Raw genomic sequence first — 15,848 nt, forward strand, 5'->3', positions numbered from 1 at the left:
GGGGCCGGTGGCCCGTGAGGTCACCGGCCCGTGAGCGGCAACCGCCACCGGCGCAAACTAGGGGGGCGCACCGGTGGCGGTGTGCTGCCCGGCCGCAGAGCGGCCTGGAGAGGGGAGCCGGCGATCGTAGCCAGTGAGCACGAGGGCCGACACCGCGCTGCGGAATGTCGACGGGAGCACATGCCGTAGGACGCGCGGGCGGCGCACCGGGTTCCCGGGAAGTGAAGATTCCGCCGTTTTCCCGGAAAAGGGGCGTTACGGCCGGAGAATCCGGTGCGGCCGTCCCCGAGGAGCGGAACAACCGCCTTCCCGTCAAGGGGCGTTCCCCGTCACCGGCCGGTCGCGGCGCGCCCCGCCCGTTGTTTCGACCTGACCCCGCCACCCGGGACCGCGACCCTCCGTCGGCGGGTACTACCCTCCTCGCCCATGACCGCAACGGAACCCGACTTCATCCGTGACACCCGGGCCGGCTACGACGCCATCGCGGCCGACTACGCCGAACTTGTCAGGTCCGCCCCGGAACACGACCCGCTGGGACGGGCGATGCTCGGCACCTTCGCGGAGTACGTACGGACCGACGGCGGCGGCCCCGTGGTCGAGATCGGCAGCGGACCCGGCCAGATGACCGCCCATCTGCACACGCTCGGACTCGACATCTCCGGCATCGACCTGTCGCCCGTGATGGTCGCGATGGCCCGCCGGACCTACCCCGAACTGCGGTTCGAGGAAGGGTCCATGACCGGTCTCGCCCTCCCCGACGGCGCTCTCGCCGGGCTCGTCGCCTGGTACTCGATCATCCACATCGTCCCGGAGAGACTCCCCGACGTCTTCGCGCAGTTCCACCGGGTGCTGGCCCCCGGCGGCCGGCTGCTGCTCGCCTTCCAGGTCGGCGACGAGCCCCGGCACTACGACGAGGCGTTCGGCCACCCCGTCAACCTGGACTTCCGGAGGCTGTCTCCCGACCGGGTCCTCGATCTGCTGGAGCGGGCCGGATTCCGGCCGACCGCCCGTCTCCTGCGTGAGCCGTACGAGACGGACCCGACACCGCACGCCCTCGTCCTGGCCCGCAAGCCGCTCCCGGAGCCCGGGACCCAGGGTCTGTCGTCTGGATCTCGCCGGGCTCGCGTGCCCCGGCACCACGCCTCGCCGCCGTTGACAGCACCGGAGGGAGGTACGGCCTCCGCCGTGCCTCCCTCCTCCGCCGTGCGATCCACGGCACCACCGTGGCATCGGCCGCTGACGCGGCGGGCGCTCACCGATCCGGCCTGATCCGAACGACAGACCCTGGGCCGGCCGCACGACATCCCCCGGCGCCCGCGACCTCCATGGCCGCCGGGCCACCGGCGCCGACGCCGTCACCTGGCCTGTGCGAGCAGCTCCTCCAGATGCGCGCGCCCGGCGGTCAGCAGACCGGGCAGGTCGGGGGCGTCCGGGTACCAGCGCTTCTCGTACTCCCAGCACAGCCACCCGTCGTCCCCGTCCCCGGCGTACAGCCCGACGCACTCGCCCAACGGCAGCACCCCCGCGCCCAGCGGCAGCGGAGTCGTGTCGTCGGCCGACGCGATGTCCTTCACCTGGACGTAGCCGAGGTGCGGCGACAGCGAGGCGTGGCTGGTGACGGGGCGCTCCCCGCCGAGCCAGGTGTGCATGACGTCCCAGATCGCCCCCACCTGCGGATGACCGACCAGCCCCAGGACCCGCATCGCGTCGGCGCCCGTGCGGTGGGAGTCGTGGGTCTCCAGGAGGATCCGTACGCCCGACTCGGCGGCCAGCGGCGCCGCCGCGGCCAGCCGGCGGGCGGCCGTCGCGTCGGCGGCCTCGGGGTCCTGCTCGCCGCCGCCCGGGAAGACACGTACGTACGGCGCGCCCAGGTCGCGCGCCAGCAGGACCAGGTCGTCCAGCTCCCGGCCCTTCGACTGCTCGTCCGCGTCCTCGGCCGCCACGCGCGCGTAGCCCGCGACAGTCAGGATGCGGATTCCGTGCCGGGCGAACTCCTCGACCACGGAAGCCCGTTCCCGGGCGTCGAGACCGGTGTGTACGGGCTCCTCCGGGTGGGCGCGCAACTCCACGCCCTGGTAGCCGGTCCGGGCGGCGAGCGCGGCGACCTCGGGGATCGGCAGACCGGGGACACCGAGGGTCGAGAAGGCGAGGTTCACTCCGTGGTTCCTTTCACGAGGGGAGTCCGGCGAGGGACCCGTCGACGGGCGGGGGCCGCCGCTCCTGTCCGGCCGGTCCTGCCCCGGCCGGGTCCGGTCCATTCCGGGGAACGGCTCCGTACGGCGGACACGTACACGGACGCGGACCCGCGCCCACGTGCCGGACGAGGCCGTGCCCGCGCGTACGGCTTCCGGTCGGCGGCGAGGGCGACATCGGGGCACGGCACCACCTCCCGTTACCCCGCATCGCCGGGGTCACCCACCGTCACCGTGCCTCATTCGCCCGGCCGGGCCCACAGCCACGTCCGAGAAGGGCGCCGTCACGGCTCCGACGGTCGACAGCGCCTGCGGTCAACTCCGCAGAGCGGACCGGGCTGCTAGACCGCCCGGCACCGGCGCTCGGGCGGCGCGTCACGGCCCCTTCGGAGCTCAGCTCCGGGTCCATGCCCGGCTCCACGCCCCAGGGCCGCACCCGGGACCCCCGCCGTCACGGCCCCACGGTCAACGCCCCGGACCGCTCCGTGCGGCCCAACACCCCGAACCACCGCACGACACCGGGGACGGCCCGCCGCATCCTCTCCGGGCTCGGCTCCGGAACGGACCCGTCCCAGCCCTCTCCGGGCTCAGCTCCGGGGCGGCGCCGTCGAGGCCCGTGCCATCAGCTCCGCGGTGATCGTCGCGATCCCGCCGGGCGGGGGTGCCTCCGCCCCCATCGCCAGCCGGCCGGCCCGCGCACCCGCCTCATGAAGAGGCAGCCGTACGGTCGTCAGCGCCGGCACCGCGTCGACCGAGAAGGGCAGGTCGTCGAAGCCCGCCACCGAGACGTCCTCGGGAATGCGCAGCCCCCGGTCGCGCACCGCCGCGCACGCGCCCAGCGCCACCGTGTCGTTCGCCGCGACCACCGCCGTCAGATCCGGCGCGCGCCGCAGCAGTTCCAGCGTCGCCTCGTAGCCCGACCGCCGGTCGTAGGGGCCGTGGACCGTCAGCGGGCCCTGGTCCTCCGTCAGGCCGGCGGCCGTCAGGGCCGTCTGGTGTCCCTCCAGCCGGTGCCGGGTCGTGGTGCGCTCGGCCGGGCCCGCGACGTATCCGATCCTCCGGTGTCCCAGGGCGATCAGATGCTCGGTGAGCCGCCGCCCGCCGCCCCGGTTGTCGAAGGCCAGCGACGCGAGGACCGCGCTGCTGCCCGGCAGCGGGGGCCGCCCGCACAGCACCACCCGTGTCCCGGCGTCGGCGAGCCTGGTCAGCTTGGCCGACATCGCCGCGATGTGCGTAGGGTCCTCCAGGGCGCCCCCGGTGAGGATCACGGCGGCGGCCCGCTGACGCTGGAGGAGGGTGAGATAGCGCAGTTCGCGCTCCGGGGAGGCGCCCGTGTTGCAGACGACGGCGAGCTTCTCGCCCCCGGCCCGGCCCGTCCCCTCCTGACCGCCGATCTCCGTCTGCGCGGCCCCCGCCATGATCCCGAAGAACGGGTCGGCGATGTCGTTGACCAGGATGCCGATCAGGTCGGACGTGGCGGCGGCGAGCGAACTGGCAGGCCCGTTGAGCACGTAGTCCAACTCGTCGACCGCCCGCAGTACCCGCTCCCTGGTGGAGGTGGCGACCGGGTAGTTCCCGTTCAGCACACGGGAGACGGTCGCGGGTGACACCCGGGCGCGCGCCGCCACATCGGCCAGGGTGATCGTCATCGGGTTCCTCCGGATGGTGGGTGTGGCGGTGGATCGGGGCCGGACCCTTGTCCGGTCGCTTTCGGCAGGCTAGCTTCATATCCTATAGAAAGCGCTTGCTACGGCCGTATGGAGGGAACTTCGTGACACGCAGGACAGTGCGGATCGCCATGAACGGCGTCACGGGGCGGATGGGCCACCGGCAGCATCTGGTGCGTTCCGTCCTCGCGATCCGTGAGCAGGGCGGACTGGACCTCGGCGACGGGGACCTGCTCTGGCCCGAGCCCGTTCTCGTCGGCCGCCGCGAGCACGCCCTCCGGGAGATCGCCGAACGGCACGGCCTCACCGAGTGGTCCACCGACCTCGACACCGTCCTGGCCGACGACACCGTCGACATCTACTTCGACGCGCAGGTCACCTCCGCGCGCGTGGAGGCAGTCAAGAAGGCACTGGCCGCCGGGAAGCACATCTACGTGGAGAAGCCGACCGCGACCGACCTCGAAGGGGCCCTCGACCTGGCCCGTCTCGCGCGGAGCGCCGGCGTCCGCCACGGCGTCGTCCAGGACAAGATCTTCCTGCCGGGGCTGCTGAAGCTGAAGCGACTCGTAGACGGCGGCTTCTTCGGCGAGATCCTCTCCGTAAGAGGCGAGTTCGGCTACTGGGTCTTCGAGGGCGACTGGCAGGCGCCGCAGCGCCCCTCCTGGAACTACCGGAGTGAGGACGGCGGCGGCATCACCGTCGACATGTTCCCGCACTGGGAGTACGTGTTGCACGAGCTGTTCGGCCGGGTCACCTCCGTCTCCGCGCACATCACCACGCACGTGCCGCGCCGCTGGGACGAGAGCGGCAAGCCGTACGAGGCCACCGCCGACGACGCCGCCTACGGGATCTTCGAACTGGAGGGCGGCGTCGTCGCGCAGATCAACTCCTCCTGGACGGTGCGGGTCAACCGGGACGAGCTGGTCGAGTTCCAGGTCGACGGCACCCACGGCTCGGCCGTCGCCGGACTGCGCCGCTGCCGGGTCCAGCACCGGGGCGCCACCCCCAAGCCCGTCTGGAACCCGGATCTGGCCGTCACGGAGTCCTTCCGCGACCAGTGGCAGGAGATCCCGGACAACGCCGAGTTCGACAACGGCTTCAAGGCGCAGTGGGAGTTGTTCCTGCGTCATGTCGCCCTCGGCGAGCCCTACCGCTGGGACCTCCTCGCCGGCGCGCGGGGCGTCCAGCTCGCCGAACTCGGCCTCAGGTCCTCCTCCCAGGGACGTCGCCTCACGGTGCCGGAGCTGTCGCTGTGACCACCCGGACCACCGCCGCCGCACCACCGCCCGGCGCGTCCTCCGTAAGGAGCCCGGCGCTCCGGCTCCCGGACGCGGACGGCACGCTGCGCGCGTACCGTCCCCGCCGTGAACCGGCCCCCTTCCTCAGGAGGCCGACCGACGGCGTCCCTCTCGTCTCCCGTACGGTCTTCGCCGCCGCGCACGTCGTGGCCGACCCGTACGCCGACAGCGGCCCCGGGGCGCCGGCCGCCGTCGACTGGGACACCACGCTCGCCTTCCGCCGCCACCTGTGGGAACGGGGCCTCGGGGTGGCCGAGGCCATGGACACCGCGCAGCGCGGCATGGGCCTGGACTGGGCGGGCGCCGCCGAGCTGATCCGCCGCTCGGCGGCGGAGGCCCGCGCGGAGGGCGGCTCGCTGGTGTGCGGGGCGGGCACCGACCAGCTCGCCCCGGGGACGCGTTCCCTGGCGGAGGTGCGGGCCGCGTACGAGGAGCAGCTGGCACTCGTCGAGGACACCGGTTCACGGGCCGTCCTGATGGCCTCACGGGCGCTCGCCGGCGCGGCCGGGGGCCCCGAGGACTATCTGGCCCTCTACGGCCATCTGCTGCGCCAGGCGGACGAACCCGTCGTCCTGCACTGGCTCGGCCCGATGTTCGATCCCGAACTGGACGGTTACTGGGGCAGTACCGACCTCGACGCGGCCACCGAGACGTTCCTCCAGGTCGTCTCGGAGCATCCGGACAAGGTCGACGGCGTCAAGGTCTCGCTGCTGGACGCGCGTCGCGAGGTCGACCTCCGTCGGAGGCTGCCGCGCGGGGTGCGCTGCTACACGGGCGACGACTTCCACTACCCGGAGCTGATCGCGGGCGACGAACGCGGCTTCAGCCACGCCCTGCTGGGTGTCTTCGACCCGCTCGCCCCGGTGGCCGCCGAGGCCGTACGCGTCCTGGACACCGGCGACACGGAGGGCTTCCGGGAACTGCTCGACCCCACCGTCGAGCTGTCCCGCCACCTCTTCGGCGCCCCCACCCGCTTCTACAAGACGGGCGTCGTGTTCCTCGCCTGGCTGGCCGGGCACCAGGACCACTTCGCCATGGTCGGCGGCCTCCAGTCGGCCCGTTCCCTGCCGCACCTCGCGCGCGCGTACGAACTGGCCGACGGGCTCGGCCTGTTCCCGGACCCGGCGGTGGCCGAGGCCCGCATGAGGTCCCTGCTCGGGGTGTACGGGGTGGACCAGTGACCCACGCCTCCGACGCGCCCGACGCCCCCGACACGCCCGGACCGCCGCGTGGCCTCGCCCGGTTCAGCATCAACCAGATGACGGTCAAACAGCTCACCCTCCCCGAACTGACCGAGGCGTGCGTCCGCCTCGGTGTACCGGGCGTGGGGCTGTGGCGCGAGCCGGTACGGGCGTACGGCACCGAGGCCGCCGCCGCACTCGTACGCGACGCCGGGCTGACCGTCACCACCCTGTGCCGGGGCGGATTTCTCACCGCGAGCGATCCGGCGGCGCGGGAAGAGGCCCTGGACGACAACCGCGCGGCCGTCGACGAGGCCGTGACGCTGGGCACCGACACCCTGGTCCTGGTGTCGGGCGGGCTGCCGCCCGGCAGCCGCGACCTGCACGGGGCGCGTGAGCGGATCGCGGACGCGCTCGCCGTACTGGCGCCGTACGCCGGGGAGCGCGGAGTGCGGCTGGCGATCGAGCCGTTGCACCCGATGTACGCCTCCGACCGCTGTGTCGTCTCCACGCTCGACCAGGCGCTGGAACTGGCGGAACGTTTCCCGGCCGAGCAGGTCGGGGTCGTCGTGGACACCTACCACGTCTGGTGGGACGACCGGGCCCCGGCGGCGGTCGCCAGGGCGGCGGGCCGGATCCACTCCTTCCAACTGGCCGACTGGACCACGCCGTTGCCCGCCGGGGTGCTGAACGGGCGGGGCCTGATCGGCGACGGCGCGATCGACCTGCGGGCCTGGCGCGAACGGGTCGACGCGGCCGGGTACGACGGACCGGTCGAGGTGGAACTCTTCAACGACGCGCTGTGGGCGCGGGACGGCGCGGAGCTGCTGGCCGAGGTGGCGGAGCGGTATGTGAAGCACGCGCTGTGAGGGGCCGGGACACGAGCCCGGAACAACTGTCGGCAACCGTGCAACCCTTTGGGGGTGACGGCTGTCGTACAGGGTGTCAAGGCTTCCGGGGAGGGGTCCGGGGGGATCGGGAAGCCTTGTTCGGAGGGGGGAGCGCGTGGGGCCCGGTCGGTGGACCGGGCCCCTGAGGCTTTTCCGGGCACGGGCACGGGCACGGGCACGGAACGGCGCGCGCCGGGGAGTTGTCCACAGGGCGGTTGTCCACAGGGCGCGCGGACTGTCGGACCCGGGCGGTAGCGTCGGATCATGTCCAACCTGGCCGTGCTCGAAGGCGTTCTTGAGCGGATCACGTACAGCAACGAGGAGAACGGCTACACCGTCGCCCGTGTCGACACCGGCCGGGGCGCCGATCTGCTCACCGTGGTCGGCTCGCTCCTCGGCGCGCAGCCGGGCGAGTCCCTGCGGATGGAGGGCCGTTGGGCCTCGCACCCGCAGTACGGCAAACAGTTCACGGTCGAGAATTACACGACGGTCCTGCCGGCGACCATCCAGGGCATCCGCCGCTATCTCGGCTCCGGCCTGATCAAGGGAATCGGCCCGCGCATCGCCGAGCGGATCGTCGAGCACTTCGGTGTCGACACCCTGGAGATCATCGAGAAGGAGCCCGCGCGGCTGGTCGAGGTGCCCGGCCTCGGCCCGAAGCGGACGAAGATGATCGGCGCCGCCTGGGAGGAGCAGAAGGCCATCAAGGAAGTCATGATCTTCCTTCAGGGCGTCGGCGTCTCCACCTCGATCGCGGTCCGCATCTACAAGAAGTACGGCGACGCCTCGATCTCCGTCGTACGGAACGAGCCCTACCGGCTGGCGGCCGACGTCTGGGGCATCGGCTTCCTCACCGCCGACCGCATCGCCCAGGCCGTGGGCATCCCGCACGACAGCCCGGACCGCGCCAAGGCCGGACTCCAGTACGCGCTCAGCCAGTCCACCGACCAGGGCCACTGCTTCCTTCCCGAGGAGCAGCTCATCTCGGACGCGGTGAAGCTTCTCCAGGTCGACACCGGTCTGGTCATCGACTGCCTGGCCGAACTCGCCGCCGAGGACGAGGGAGTCGTCCGGGAGAAGGTGCCGGGCCCCGACGGGGGCGAGCCGGTCACCGCCGTCTATCTGGTGCCCTTCCACCGCGCCGAACTGTCGCTGTCCGCACAGCTGCTGCGGTTGCTGCGGGCCGGGGAGGACCGGATGCCCGCCTTCCAGGACGTCGTCTGGGAGAAGGCCCTGCCCTGGCTCGCGGGCCGTACGGGAGCCGAGCTGGCCCCCGAGCAGGAGGCGGCGGTGCGGCTCGCCCTCACCCGTAAGGTCGCCGTCCTGACCGGCGGGCCGGGCTGCGGCAAGTCCTTCACGGTCCGCTCGATCGTGGAGCTGGCCAAGGCCAAGAAGGCCAAGGTGGTGCTGGCGGCGCCCACCGGCCGCGCGGCCAAGCGCCTCGCGGAGCTGACCGGCGCCGAGGCGTCCACGGTTCACCGGCTGCTGGAGCTCAAGCCGGGCGGGGACGCCGCGTACGACCGGGACCGGCCGCTCGACGCCGATCTGGTCGTCGTCGACGAGGCGTCGATGCTGGATCTGCTGCTCGCCAACAAACTCGCGAAGGCCGTGGCACCCGGTGCGCATCTGCTGCTCGTCGGGGATGTCGACCAACTGCCGTCGGTGGGCGCCGGGGAGGTGCTGCGGGACCTGCTGGCGGAAGGCGGGCCGGTGCCGCAGGTGCGGCTGACCCGGATCTTCCGGCAGGCCCAGCAGTCGGGCGTGGTCACCAACGCGCACCGGATCAACTCCGGGGTCCAGCCGCTCACCCAGGGCCTGAGCGACTTCTTCCTCTTCGTGGAGGACGACACGGAGGAGGCCGGGAAGCTGACGGTGGATGTCGCGGCCCGCCGCATCCCCGCCACCTTCGGGCTCGACCCGCGGCGCGACATCCAGGTACTGGCGCCCATGCACCGGGGCCCGGCCGGCGCGGGCACGCTCAACGGCCTGCTCCAGCAGGCCATCACCCCCGCCCGGCCCGAGCTGCCGGAGAAGCGGCTCGGCGGGCGGGTCTTCCGGGTCGGCGACAAGGTGACCCAGATCCGCAACAACTACGACAAGGGCCGGAACGGGGTCTTCAACGGCACGGTCGGGGTCGTGACCTCGCTGAACCTGGACGACCAGTGCCTGACGGTGCGGACGGACGAGGACGAGGACGTGCCGTACGACTTCGACGAGCTGGACGAGCTGGCGCACGCGTACGCGGTGACGATCCACCGCTCCCAGGGCAGCGAGTATCCGGCGGTGGTCGTCCCGGTCACCACGGGCGCCTGGATGATGCTCCAGCGGAATCTGCTGTACACGGCGGTGACCCGGGCCAAGAAGCTCGTCGTCCTGGTCGGCTCCCGGAAGGCGATAGGCCAGGCGGTACGTACGGTCTCGGCCGGCCGCCGCTTCACCGCCCTCGACCACCGGCTCTCGGGCAGCCTCCGGCCCGCCGCCCTCTGAGCGGGCCTCGCCGATCGCCGACCAGTGACCGCCGACCGCCCACCGGCGCCCACCGGTGATCGGCGCCCGCCGTCGATCACCGACCGCCGTCGGTCGGCGGCGCGGGTCGAGTGCGCCGGAGCGAGAGCCGGGCGCGGTCGCGGAGCCGCCCGCGTGGGTGTGTTCGGGCGGAATGCCCCGCCCGAACGAGTGCCCGGCGCATCCAATGCCCACCCCGGACTTTCGGAACCGGGGCGAACGGGGCAGGATGTGGAAGTTCGCGGCACTCAGTGCCGCGAATAGGCCCAATGGTCGACCCCGAGTGCACTCTCCTGAGCCAAATGGGGGATGGTAGAGACAGTCAGGGCACCTCGAAGAAGAGGCACTACGTCGGTGAGGGATGACGTGAGCGACAACTCTGTAGTACTGCGGTACGGCGATGGCGAGTACACCTACCCGGTGATCAACAGCACCGTCGGCGACGAAGGCTTCGACATCGGGAAGCTGCGGGCCCAGACCGGCCTGGTGACACTGGACAGCGGCTACGGCAACACGGCCGCCTACAAATCCGGTATCACCTATCTCGACGGTGAGCAGGGCATCCTCCGCTACCGCGGCTACCCCATCGAGCAACTGGCCGAGAGCTCGACCTTCCTCGAGGTGGCCTACCTGCTCATCAACGGTGAACTCCCGAAGGTCGACGAGCTGTCGTCCTTCCGCAACGAGATCACCCAGCACACCCTGCTCCACGAGGACGTGAAGCGTTTCTTCGACGGCTTCCCCCGGGACGCGCACCCGATGGCGATGCTGTCCTCCGTGGTCAGCGCGCTGTCGACGTTCTACCAGGACAGCCACAACCCGTTCGACGAGAAGCAGCGCCACCTCTCCACGATCCGGCTGCTGGCCAAGCTGCCGACGATCGCGGCGTACGCGTACAAGAAGTCGATCGGCCACCCCTTCGTCTACCCGCGCAACGACCTCGGGTACGTCGAGAACTTCCTGCGGATGACGTTCTCCGTTCCCGCCCAGGAGTACGACCTGGACCCGGTCGTCGTCTCGGCCCTGGACAAGCTGCTGATCCTGCACGCGGACCACGAGCAGAACTGCTCGACCTCCACCGTGCGCCTGGTCGGCTCGTCGCAGGCGAACATGTTCGCCTCGATCTCCGCCGGCATCAGCGCCCTCTGGGGTCCGCTGCACGGCGGCGCCAACCAGTCGGTCCTGGAGATGCTCGAAGGCATCCAGGCCAACGGCGGCGATGTCGACTCCTTCATCCGCAAGGTGAAGAACAAGGAGGACGGCGTCCGTCTGATGGGCTTCGGCCACCGCGTCTACAAGAGCTTCGACCCCCGGGCGAAGATCATCAAGGCGGCGGCGCACGATGTCCTCTCGGCGCTCGGCAAGTCCGACGAGCTGCTCGACATCGCGCTGAAGCTGGAGGAGCACGCGCTGTCGGACGACTACTTCGTCTCGCGCAACCTCTACCCGAACGTGGACTTCTACACGGGTCTGATCTACCGGGCCATGGGCTTCCCGACCGAGATGTTCACCGTGCTCTTCGCGATCGGCCGGCTCCCCGGCTGGATCGCCCAGTGGCACGAGATGATCAAGGAGCCCGGTTCCCGGATCGGCCGTCCGCGCCAGATCTACACCGGCGAGGTCCTGCGCGACTTCGTTCCCGTCGAGAGCCGCTGAGCCCTCGGCCCCGCCGGGTCCCGCGCGGTCCCTTCGAGGGCGCCGCGCGCCGGACCCGGTACGCGTGACGGGCTCCGGGTCCCGCACGGCAGAACAACAGAAAGCGCCCCGCCTCCGATCCCCCCACGGGTCGGGTGAGCGGGGCGCTTCCCATATCCCCGGTGCGGATTCCCCCCACGGGATCCGGGCCGGGCGTCTGCGGTGCCGGCAGAAGCCAGTTCCACGCGGTCTGCCGGGGTACGTACGAACCAGGGGGGCCGCTCAAAGCTCCCCAGCTGCACGTCCCCCGGCCAACGCTTGCCTGAGACATCCCCCAAGACATCTCATGAACGTCCCCCAAGACGTTCTCGGCATCGCCTCTTAGACTCGCGAGCTGCCCGGATGGTTACCCCTCAATCTATGTGATCTGGATCTCTTTGTGAAGGTCCTGTGCCTCATGTGAAGGAGCGGGGGCGCAAAGTGTCGGTTACTACGACAACAGACGAAAACATCGTCCGCCGAGTTTTCCGGTCGGATCGCTGACCAGCGCTTTTGTCGGGGCCGTTCGGACGGCGGCGGTCGGAGTCGGCCGGAAAAGCGGCGGGGCCGCCCGGCGTCGGCGAAGAAAATCTTTTCGCGTACGGCAACCGGCGACCCCGGGCGGCCCGGCGGACCCTCTCCGGCGCGGTCGTTCAGGACCGGCCGGACAGCTCGTAACCCGCCTCGTCGACCGCCGCGCGTACGGCGTCCTCGTCCAGCGGGACCTGCGAGACCACCGTCACCCGGCCGGTGGCGGCCTCCGCCTTCACCGAGGTCACACCCGTCAGCGCGGAGAGTTCGTCGGTGACGGCGCCTTCGCAGTGGCCGCACGTCATGCCGGTGACCTCGTACACGGTGGTCACCTCGGCCGCCGCGCCGGCCGCCGCCGTCTCCGCCCCGGCGGTGCCGTCGTGGCAGGAGCCCCCGGGCGAGCAGCAGGAGCCGGCGGGCCGGGCGGTCTGGCCGTGTTCCGTCTGGGTCGTCGTCTCTGCTGCCATGGGGTTCTCCTCCGGGGGTGGGCGTGCGGAACGGGCGCGTCGCGGGGAGCGCGGCTGGGTGTCGCGGGTCCCGGCCTGTCGAGGATATACCCCTAGGGGGTATGAAGGCGAGTCGTGGACCGCCACCCGGTCCGCTGCGGCGGGTGCCGCCGCCGGTCGCGGGGGGAGATCAGTGCTCCGGGGCCGCCTCCGCCCGGGGGCGGCAGTGCGGAAGCGCGTCGCCCACCAGGGGGTCCAGATAGCGGAACATGGCGGTCTTCAGCTCCCGTACGTACGCCTCCCGCTCCTCGCCCTCGTGCGACAGGATCAGATCGAGGCCACCCTTGAACAGGACGAAGATGAAGTCCGCCGTCCTGGCGCGCTCGGCCGGCGGGGTGCCGGGGAGATAGTCCCCGAGGATCTCCTGGACCCGCACGAGCACCGTGGAGTGCAGGGTGTCGTGCTCCTCGGCCACCCGTCCGGGGACCTCCGACCCGTGCATCAGGACGCTGAACGCCGGGTTCTCGCAGTTGAAGGTGATCAGCGGATCGAGTATCGCCTCCAGCATCTCGGGGAGCGGCAGATTCAGATGGGCGGGGGTGAACGCCCGGCCGTACGTGGTCCGCCAGCGGGTCAGGAGGACATCGCCCAGCTCGACCGCGATGGCTTCCTTGTTCGGGAAGAACTGGTAGAGCGTGCCGGGTGAGACCCCGGCCTCGCGGGCGATGGAGTTGGTGCTCGCCGCCGTGTAGCCGCTGGCGCAGAAGACGCGGCCCGCGGCTTCGAGGAGCTGGGCGATACGGCGCTCGCCGCGGGCCTGGCGGCGGCGCGGCCTGCCCGTGCCGTCGGCCGCGTCCTCGTCCTTGGCCGCGCTGTCCTGGACGCCTCGCTCCACGGCTCCGCCTCTCCTCGCTTCCGGCACGTGAACCTCCAGGATCCCTCGATCGGTGGGTGTCGATTGACAAACGCGAGTGGTCGCTCGCATTCTTGTCCAATGCGAGCGATCGCTCGTGTTTGCCACTCCACGGCAGTCGCCGACCCGTGCCCCGGGTCACGGTGAAGGGGACACCGCACCATGTCCGACGTCAACGGTAGGTCGAGAACCGGCGGCTGGACCCGGTTCGTCACGGCGCGTCCACGGCTCTCGCTGCTGGCCGCCCTGGTGATCACGGCGCTGGCCGTCCTCGCGGGGAGCGGGGTCGGCGACCGGATGGGCAGCGGTGGCTGGCAGGACCCGGCCGCCTCGTCCTCGTACGCCACACAGGCGCTGGAGCGCGAGTTCCCCGCCTCCCAGCCGAATCTCCTGCTGCTCGTCGACGCGGGAGCCCGGGGGGTGGACGATCCCGCCGTCGCCGCCGAGGCCCGCCGGCTCACCGAGCTGCTGGCCGCCGAGAAGGGCGTGACGGGCGTCGGGTCGTACTGGCAGACGCGGGCGCCCGCGCTGCGCGCCGAGGACGGGAGCGAGGCGCTGATCGCCGCCAGGATCCTCGGGGAGGAGAAGGAGGCCGGCGAGACCCTGGAGCGGATAGCCCCCGAGTTGCGCGGCACACAGGGGGTGTTGGAGGTCTCCGTCGGCGGACCGGTCGCCGTCCGGCACGAGATGCAGACCACCATCCAGGAGGATCTGCTGCGGGCCGAGCTGATCGCGCTTCCGGTCACACTCGTCCTGCTCGTGATGGTCTTCGGCAGCGCGGTCGCCGCCCTGCTCCCGCTGGGGATCGGGATCGTCGCCATCCTCGGGACCAACGCCGTGCTGCGCGGCATCACCGAGTTCACGGACGTCTCGGTCTTCGCGCAGAACCTCACCACGGCCCTGGGGCTCGGACTGGCCGTGGACTACGCGCTGTTCATCGTGCGCCGATTCCGGGAGGAGCTGGCCGAGGGCGCGGAAGTGCGGGACGCGGTGGGCACCACGCTGCGCACGGCGGGCCGGACGGTGCTGTTCTCCGCGCTGACGGTGGCGGTGTCACTCGCGGCGATGCTGGTCTTCCCGCAGTACTTCCTGCGCTCGTTCGCCTACGCCGGGATGGCGGTGGTGCTGCTCGCCGCGGCGGCGGCGCTGATCCTGCTGCCGGCCGCGCTCACGCTGCTCGGGCACCGGGTCAACTCGTTCGATCTGCGGCGGCTGTTCACCCGGCGGCGCGGGCGTCCCGCCGCCACCGTCGGTACGGCCGCCGGGTCCGGACCGGGAACGCCGGCGGACGAGGGCGGCGGCTGGGGACGGACGGCCGTCCTGGTGATGCGCCGCGCTCCGCTCTTCGCCGTCGCGACGGCCACGGGTCTGGTGCTGCTCGGACTGCCCTTCCTGGGCGTCACGTTCGGCACCGCCGACGACCGGCAACTGCCCGCCGACGCCGAGGCCCGAGTCGTCCAGGAAGACATCAGGAGCGGCTTCCCCGGCAGCCCCGGAGGCGGGCTGGAGGTGCTGGGCGAAGGCGCGGCCACCGAGGCCGAGTACGCGGACTACCGCGCGCGGGTGGCCAAACTGCCGGGCGTGCTGCGGGTCGAGGGGCCGGTCGTCTCCGGCGACCACGCGTACTTCACGGTGCAGCCGCGCGGTGAGGCGGTGGGCGCGGACGCCCAACGGCTGGTGGGTGAACTGCGCGCCGAGCCCGCCGCGTTCGACACCTCCGTCACCGGCACGGCCGCCGTGCTGGTCGATTCGAAGGACTCCATAGCGGACCGGCTGCCACTGGCCGGGGCCGTCATCGTCGTCGTGACCCTGCTGCTGGTCTTCCTGCTCACCGGCAGCGTCCTCATACCGATCCAGGCGGTGGCGCTCAACGCGCTCAGTCTCACCGCGATGTTCGGGGCGGTCGTCTGGGTCTTCCAGGACGGCCACCTGTCAGGGCTGCTCGGCTTCACACCCACGGGCGACATAGAGACGACGCTTCCGGTGCTGATGTTCTGCGTCGCCTTCGGACTCTCCATGGACTACGGGGTGTTCCTGATATCCCGGATCAAGGAGGAGTACGACCGCACCGGTGACCACGAGCGCTCCGTCGTCTTCGGACTCCGGCGCACCGGCGGCCTGATCACGGCGGCGGCGGTGATCCTGGCGGTGGTGATGGTCGCCATCGGCACCTCGCGGGTCACCAACACCAAGATGCTCGGCCTCGGTATCGCGCTCGCGGTGATCATGGACGCGATGGTGGTGCGCAGTCTGCTGGTTCCGGCGGTGATGAAGCTGACGGGCCGGGCGACCTGGTGGGCGCCGGGGCCGCTGCGCCGCCTCCACGACCGGTTCGGGGTGAGCGAGGGCGGGGCCGCGCCCACGACGGTCGATCCCGAGACGGCGCACGGGGCCGGCGGGGCGGGCGGCGCGGTGCCGGGGCCCGGGGAACGGGACAAGGTCGGGGTCTGAGGCCGGACACGACCGAGGGCCCCGCGCCCCACCGGTGGTGGACGCGCCGGGGCCCTCGACAGCCGGCCGGCCGGCGACGGGTCCGGGTTCAGCTCCCGCG

11 protein-coding genes are annotated in these 15,848 nt (G+C 71.8%); 7 read left to right on the forward strand and 4 right to left on the reverse strand.

The window, feature by feature from the left end:
• Positions 1 to 426: 426 nt before the first annotated feature.
• On the forward strand, positions 427 to 1,269 hold the full coding sequence (locus OG875_RS20955) for a class I SAM-dependent DNA methyltransferase (protein ID WP_330175753.1): 843 nt from the start codon (positions 427 to 429) through the stop codon (positions 1,267 to 1,269).
• Positions 1,270 to 1,355: 86 nt separating this feature from the next.
• Here OG875_RS20955 and OG875_RS20960 read toward each other — a convergent pair whose 3' ends face one another.
• Positions 1,356 to 2,156 (reverse strand): sugar phosphate isomerase/epimerase family protein, encoded by an 801-nt coding sequence (locus tag OG875_RS20960; protein ID WP_330175754.1) that lies wholly within the window; start codon positions 2,154 to 2,156, stop codon positions 1,356 to 1,358.
• Positions 2,157 to 2,779: 623 nt separating this feature from the next.
• Positions 2,780 to 3,841, reverse strand: coding sequence for a LacI family DNA-binding transcriptional regulator (locus OG875_RS20965; RefSeq protein WP_330175755.1), 1,062 nt, complete (start codon positions 3,839 to 3,841; stop codon positions 2,780 to 2,782).
• A gap of 122 nt (positions 3,842 to 3,963) precedes the next feature.
• Here OG875_RS20965 and OG875_RS20970 point away from each other — a divergent pair, with 122 nt between their 5' ends.
• From OG875_RS20970 to OG875_RS20990, 5 genes are all read left to right on the forward strand, one after another.
• Entirely contained in the window at positions 3,964 to 5,115 is a 1,152-nt protein-coding gene (locus OG875_RS20970) for a Gfo/Idh/MocA family protein (RefSeq protein ID WP_330175756.1), read from the forward strand.
• Positions 5,112 to 6,338 carry a dihydrodipicolinate synthase family protein gene (locus tag OG875_RS20975; RefSeq protein WP_330175757.1) on the forward strand — a complete coding sequence of 409 codons (1,227 nt, stop codon included), beginning with the start codon at positions 5,112 to 5,114 and terminating at the stop codon, positions 6,336 to 6,338. Before OG875_RS20970 ends, OG875_RS20975 begins: the two co-directional genes overlap by 4 nt.
• Positions 6,339 to 6,415: 77 nt before the next feature.
• Entirely contained in the window at positions 6,416 to 7,207 is a 792-nt protein-coding gene (locus OG875_RS20980) for a sugar phosphate isomerase/epimerase family protein (RefSeq protein WP_330177838.1), read from the forward strand.
• Positions 7,208 to 7,492: 285 nt separating this feature from the next.
• The gene (gene recD2, locus OG875_RS20985; protein WP_330175758.1) at positions 7,493 to 9,715 is read left to right on the forward strand and encodes an SF1B family DNA helicase RecD2; all 2,223 of its coding nucleotides are present in this window, start codon (positions 7,493 to 7,495) and stop codon (positions 9,713 to 9,715) included.
• Positions 9,716 to 10,099: 384 nt separating this feature from the next.
• Positions 10,100 to 11,389, forward strand: coding sequence for a citrate synthase (locus tag OG875_RS20990; protein ID WP_330175759.1), 1,290 nt, complete (start codon positions 10,100 to 10,102; stop codon positions 11,387 to 11,389).
• 671 nt (positions 11,390 to 12,060) lie between these two features.
• Here OG875_RS20990 and OG875_RS20995 read toward each other — a convergent pair.
• Both OG875_RS20995 and OG875_RS21000 read right to left on the reverse strand, forming a co-directional pair.
• On the reverse strand, positions 12,061 to 12,405 hold the full coding sequence (locus OG875_RS20995; RefSeq protein ID WP_330175760.1) for a heavy-metal-associated domain-containing protein: 345 nt from the start codon (positions 12,403 to 12,405) through the stop codon (positions 12,061 to 12,063).
• 169 nt (positions 12,406 to 12,574) lie between these two features.
• Positions 12,575 to 13,306, reverse strand: coding sequence for a TetR/AcrR family transcriptional regulator (locus tag OG875_RS21000; protein ID WP_443079160.1), 732 nt, complete (start codon positions 13,304 to 13,306; stop codon positions 12,575 to 12,577).
• Between the two features lie 153 nt (positions 13,307 to 13,459).
• Between OG875_RS21000 and OG875_RS21005 the strand changes: the two genes are divergently transcribed.
• Complete coding sequence (locus tag OG875_RS21005) at positions 13,460 to 15,748, forward strand: MMPL family transporter (protein ID WP_330175762.1); 2,289 nt, start codon at positions 13,460 to 13,462, stop codon at positions 15,746 to 15,748.
• Positions 15,749 to 15,848: the final 100 nt, after the last annotated feature.

The sequence above is a fragment of the Streptomyces sp. NBC_01498 genome (assembly GCF_036327775.1).
Lineage (GTDB): Bacteria > Actinomycetota > Actinomycetes > Streptomycetales > Streptomycetaceae > Streptomyces.

What these genes read in the sequence shown, in the direction of transcription:
- OG875_RS20980 (WP_330177838.1), top strand. Translation starts at nt 6,416, where the DNA reads ATGACGGTCAAACAGCTCACCCTCCCCGAACTGACCGAGGCGTGCGTC.
- OG875_RS20955 (WP_330175753.1), top strand. Translation starts at nt 427, where the DNA reads ATGACCGCAACGGAACCCGACTTCATCCGTGACACCCGGGCCGGCTAC.
- OG875_RS21005 (WP_330175762.1), top strand. Translation starts at nt 13,460, where the DNA reads ATGTCCGACGTCAACGGTAGGTCGAGAACCGGCGGCTGGACCCGGTTC.
- OG875_RS20965 (WP_330175755.1), bottom strand. Translation starts at nt 3,841, where the DNA reads ATGACGATCACCCTGGCCGATGTGGCGGCGCGCGCCCGGGTGTCACCC.
- OG875_RS20995 (WP_330175760.1), bottom strand. Translation starts at nt 12,405, where the DNA reads ATGGCAGCAGAGACGACGACCCAGACGGAACACGGCCAGACCGCCCGG.
- recD2 (WP_330175758.1), top strand. Translation starts at nt 7,493, where the DNA reads ATGTCCAACCTGGCCGTGCTCGAAGGCGTTCTTGAGCGGATCACGTAC.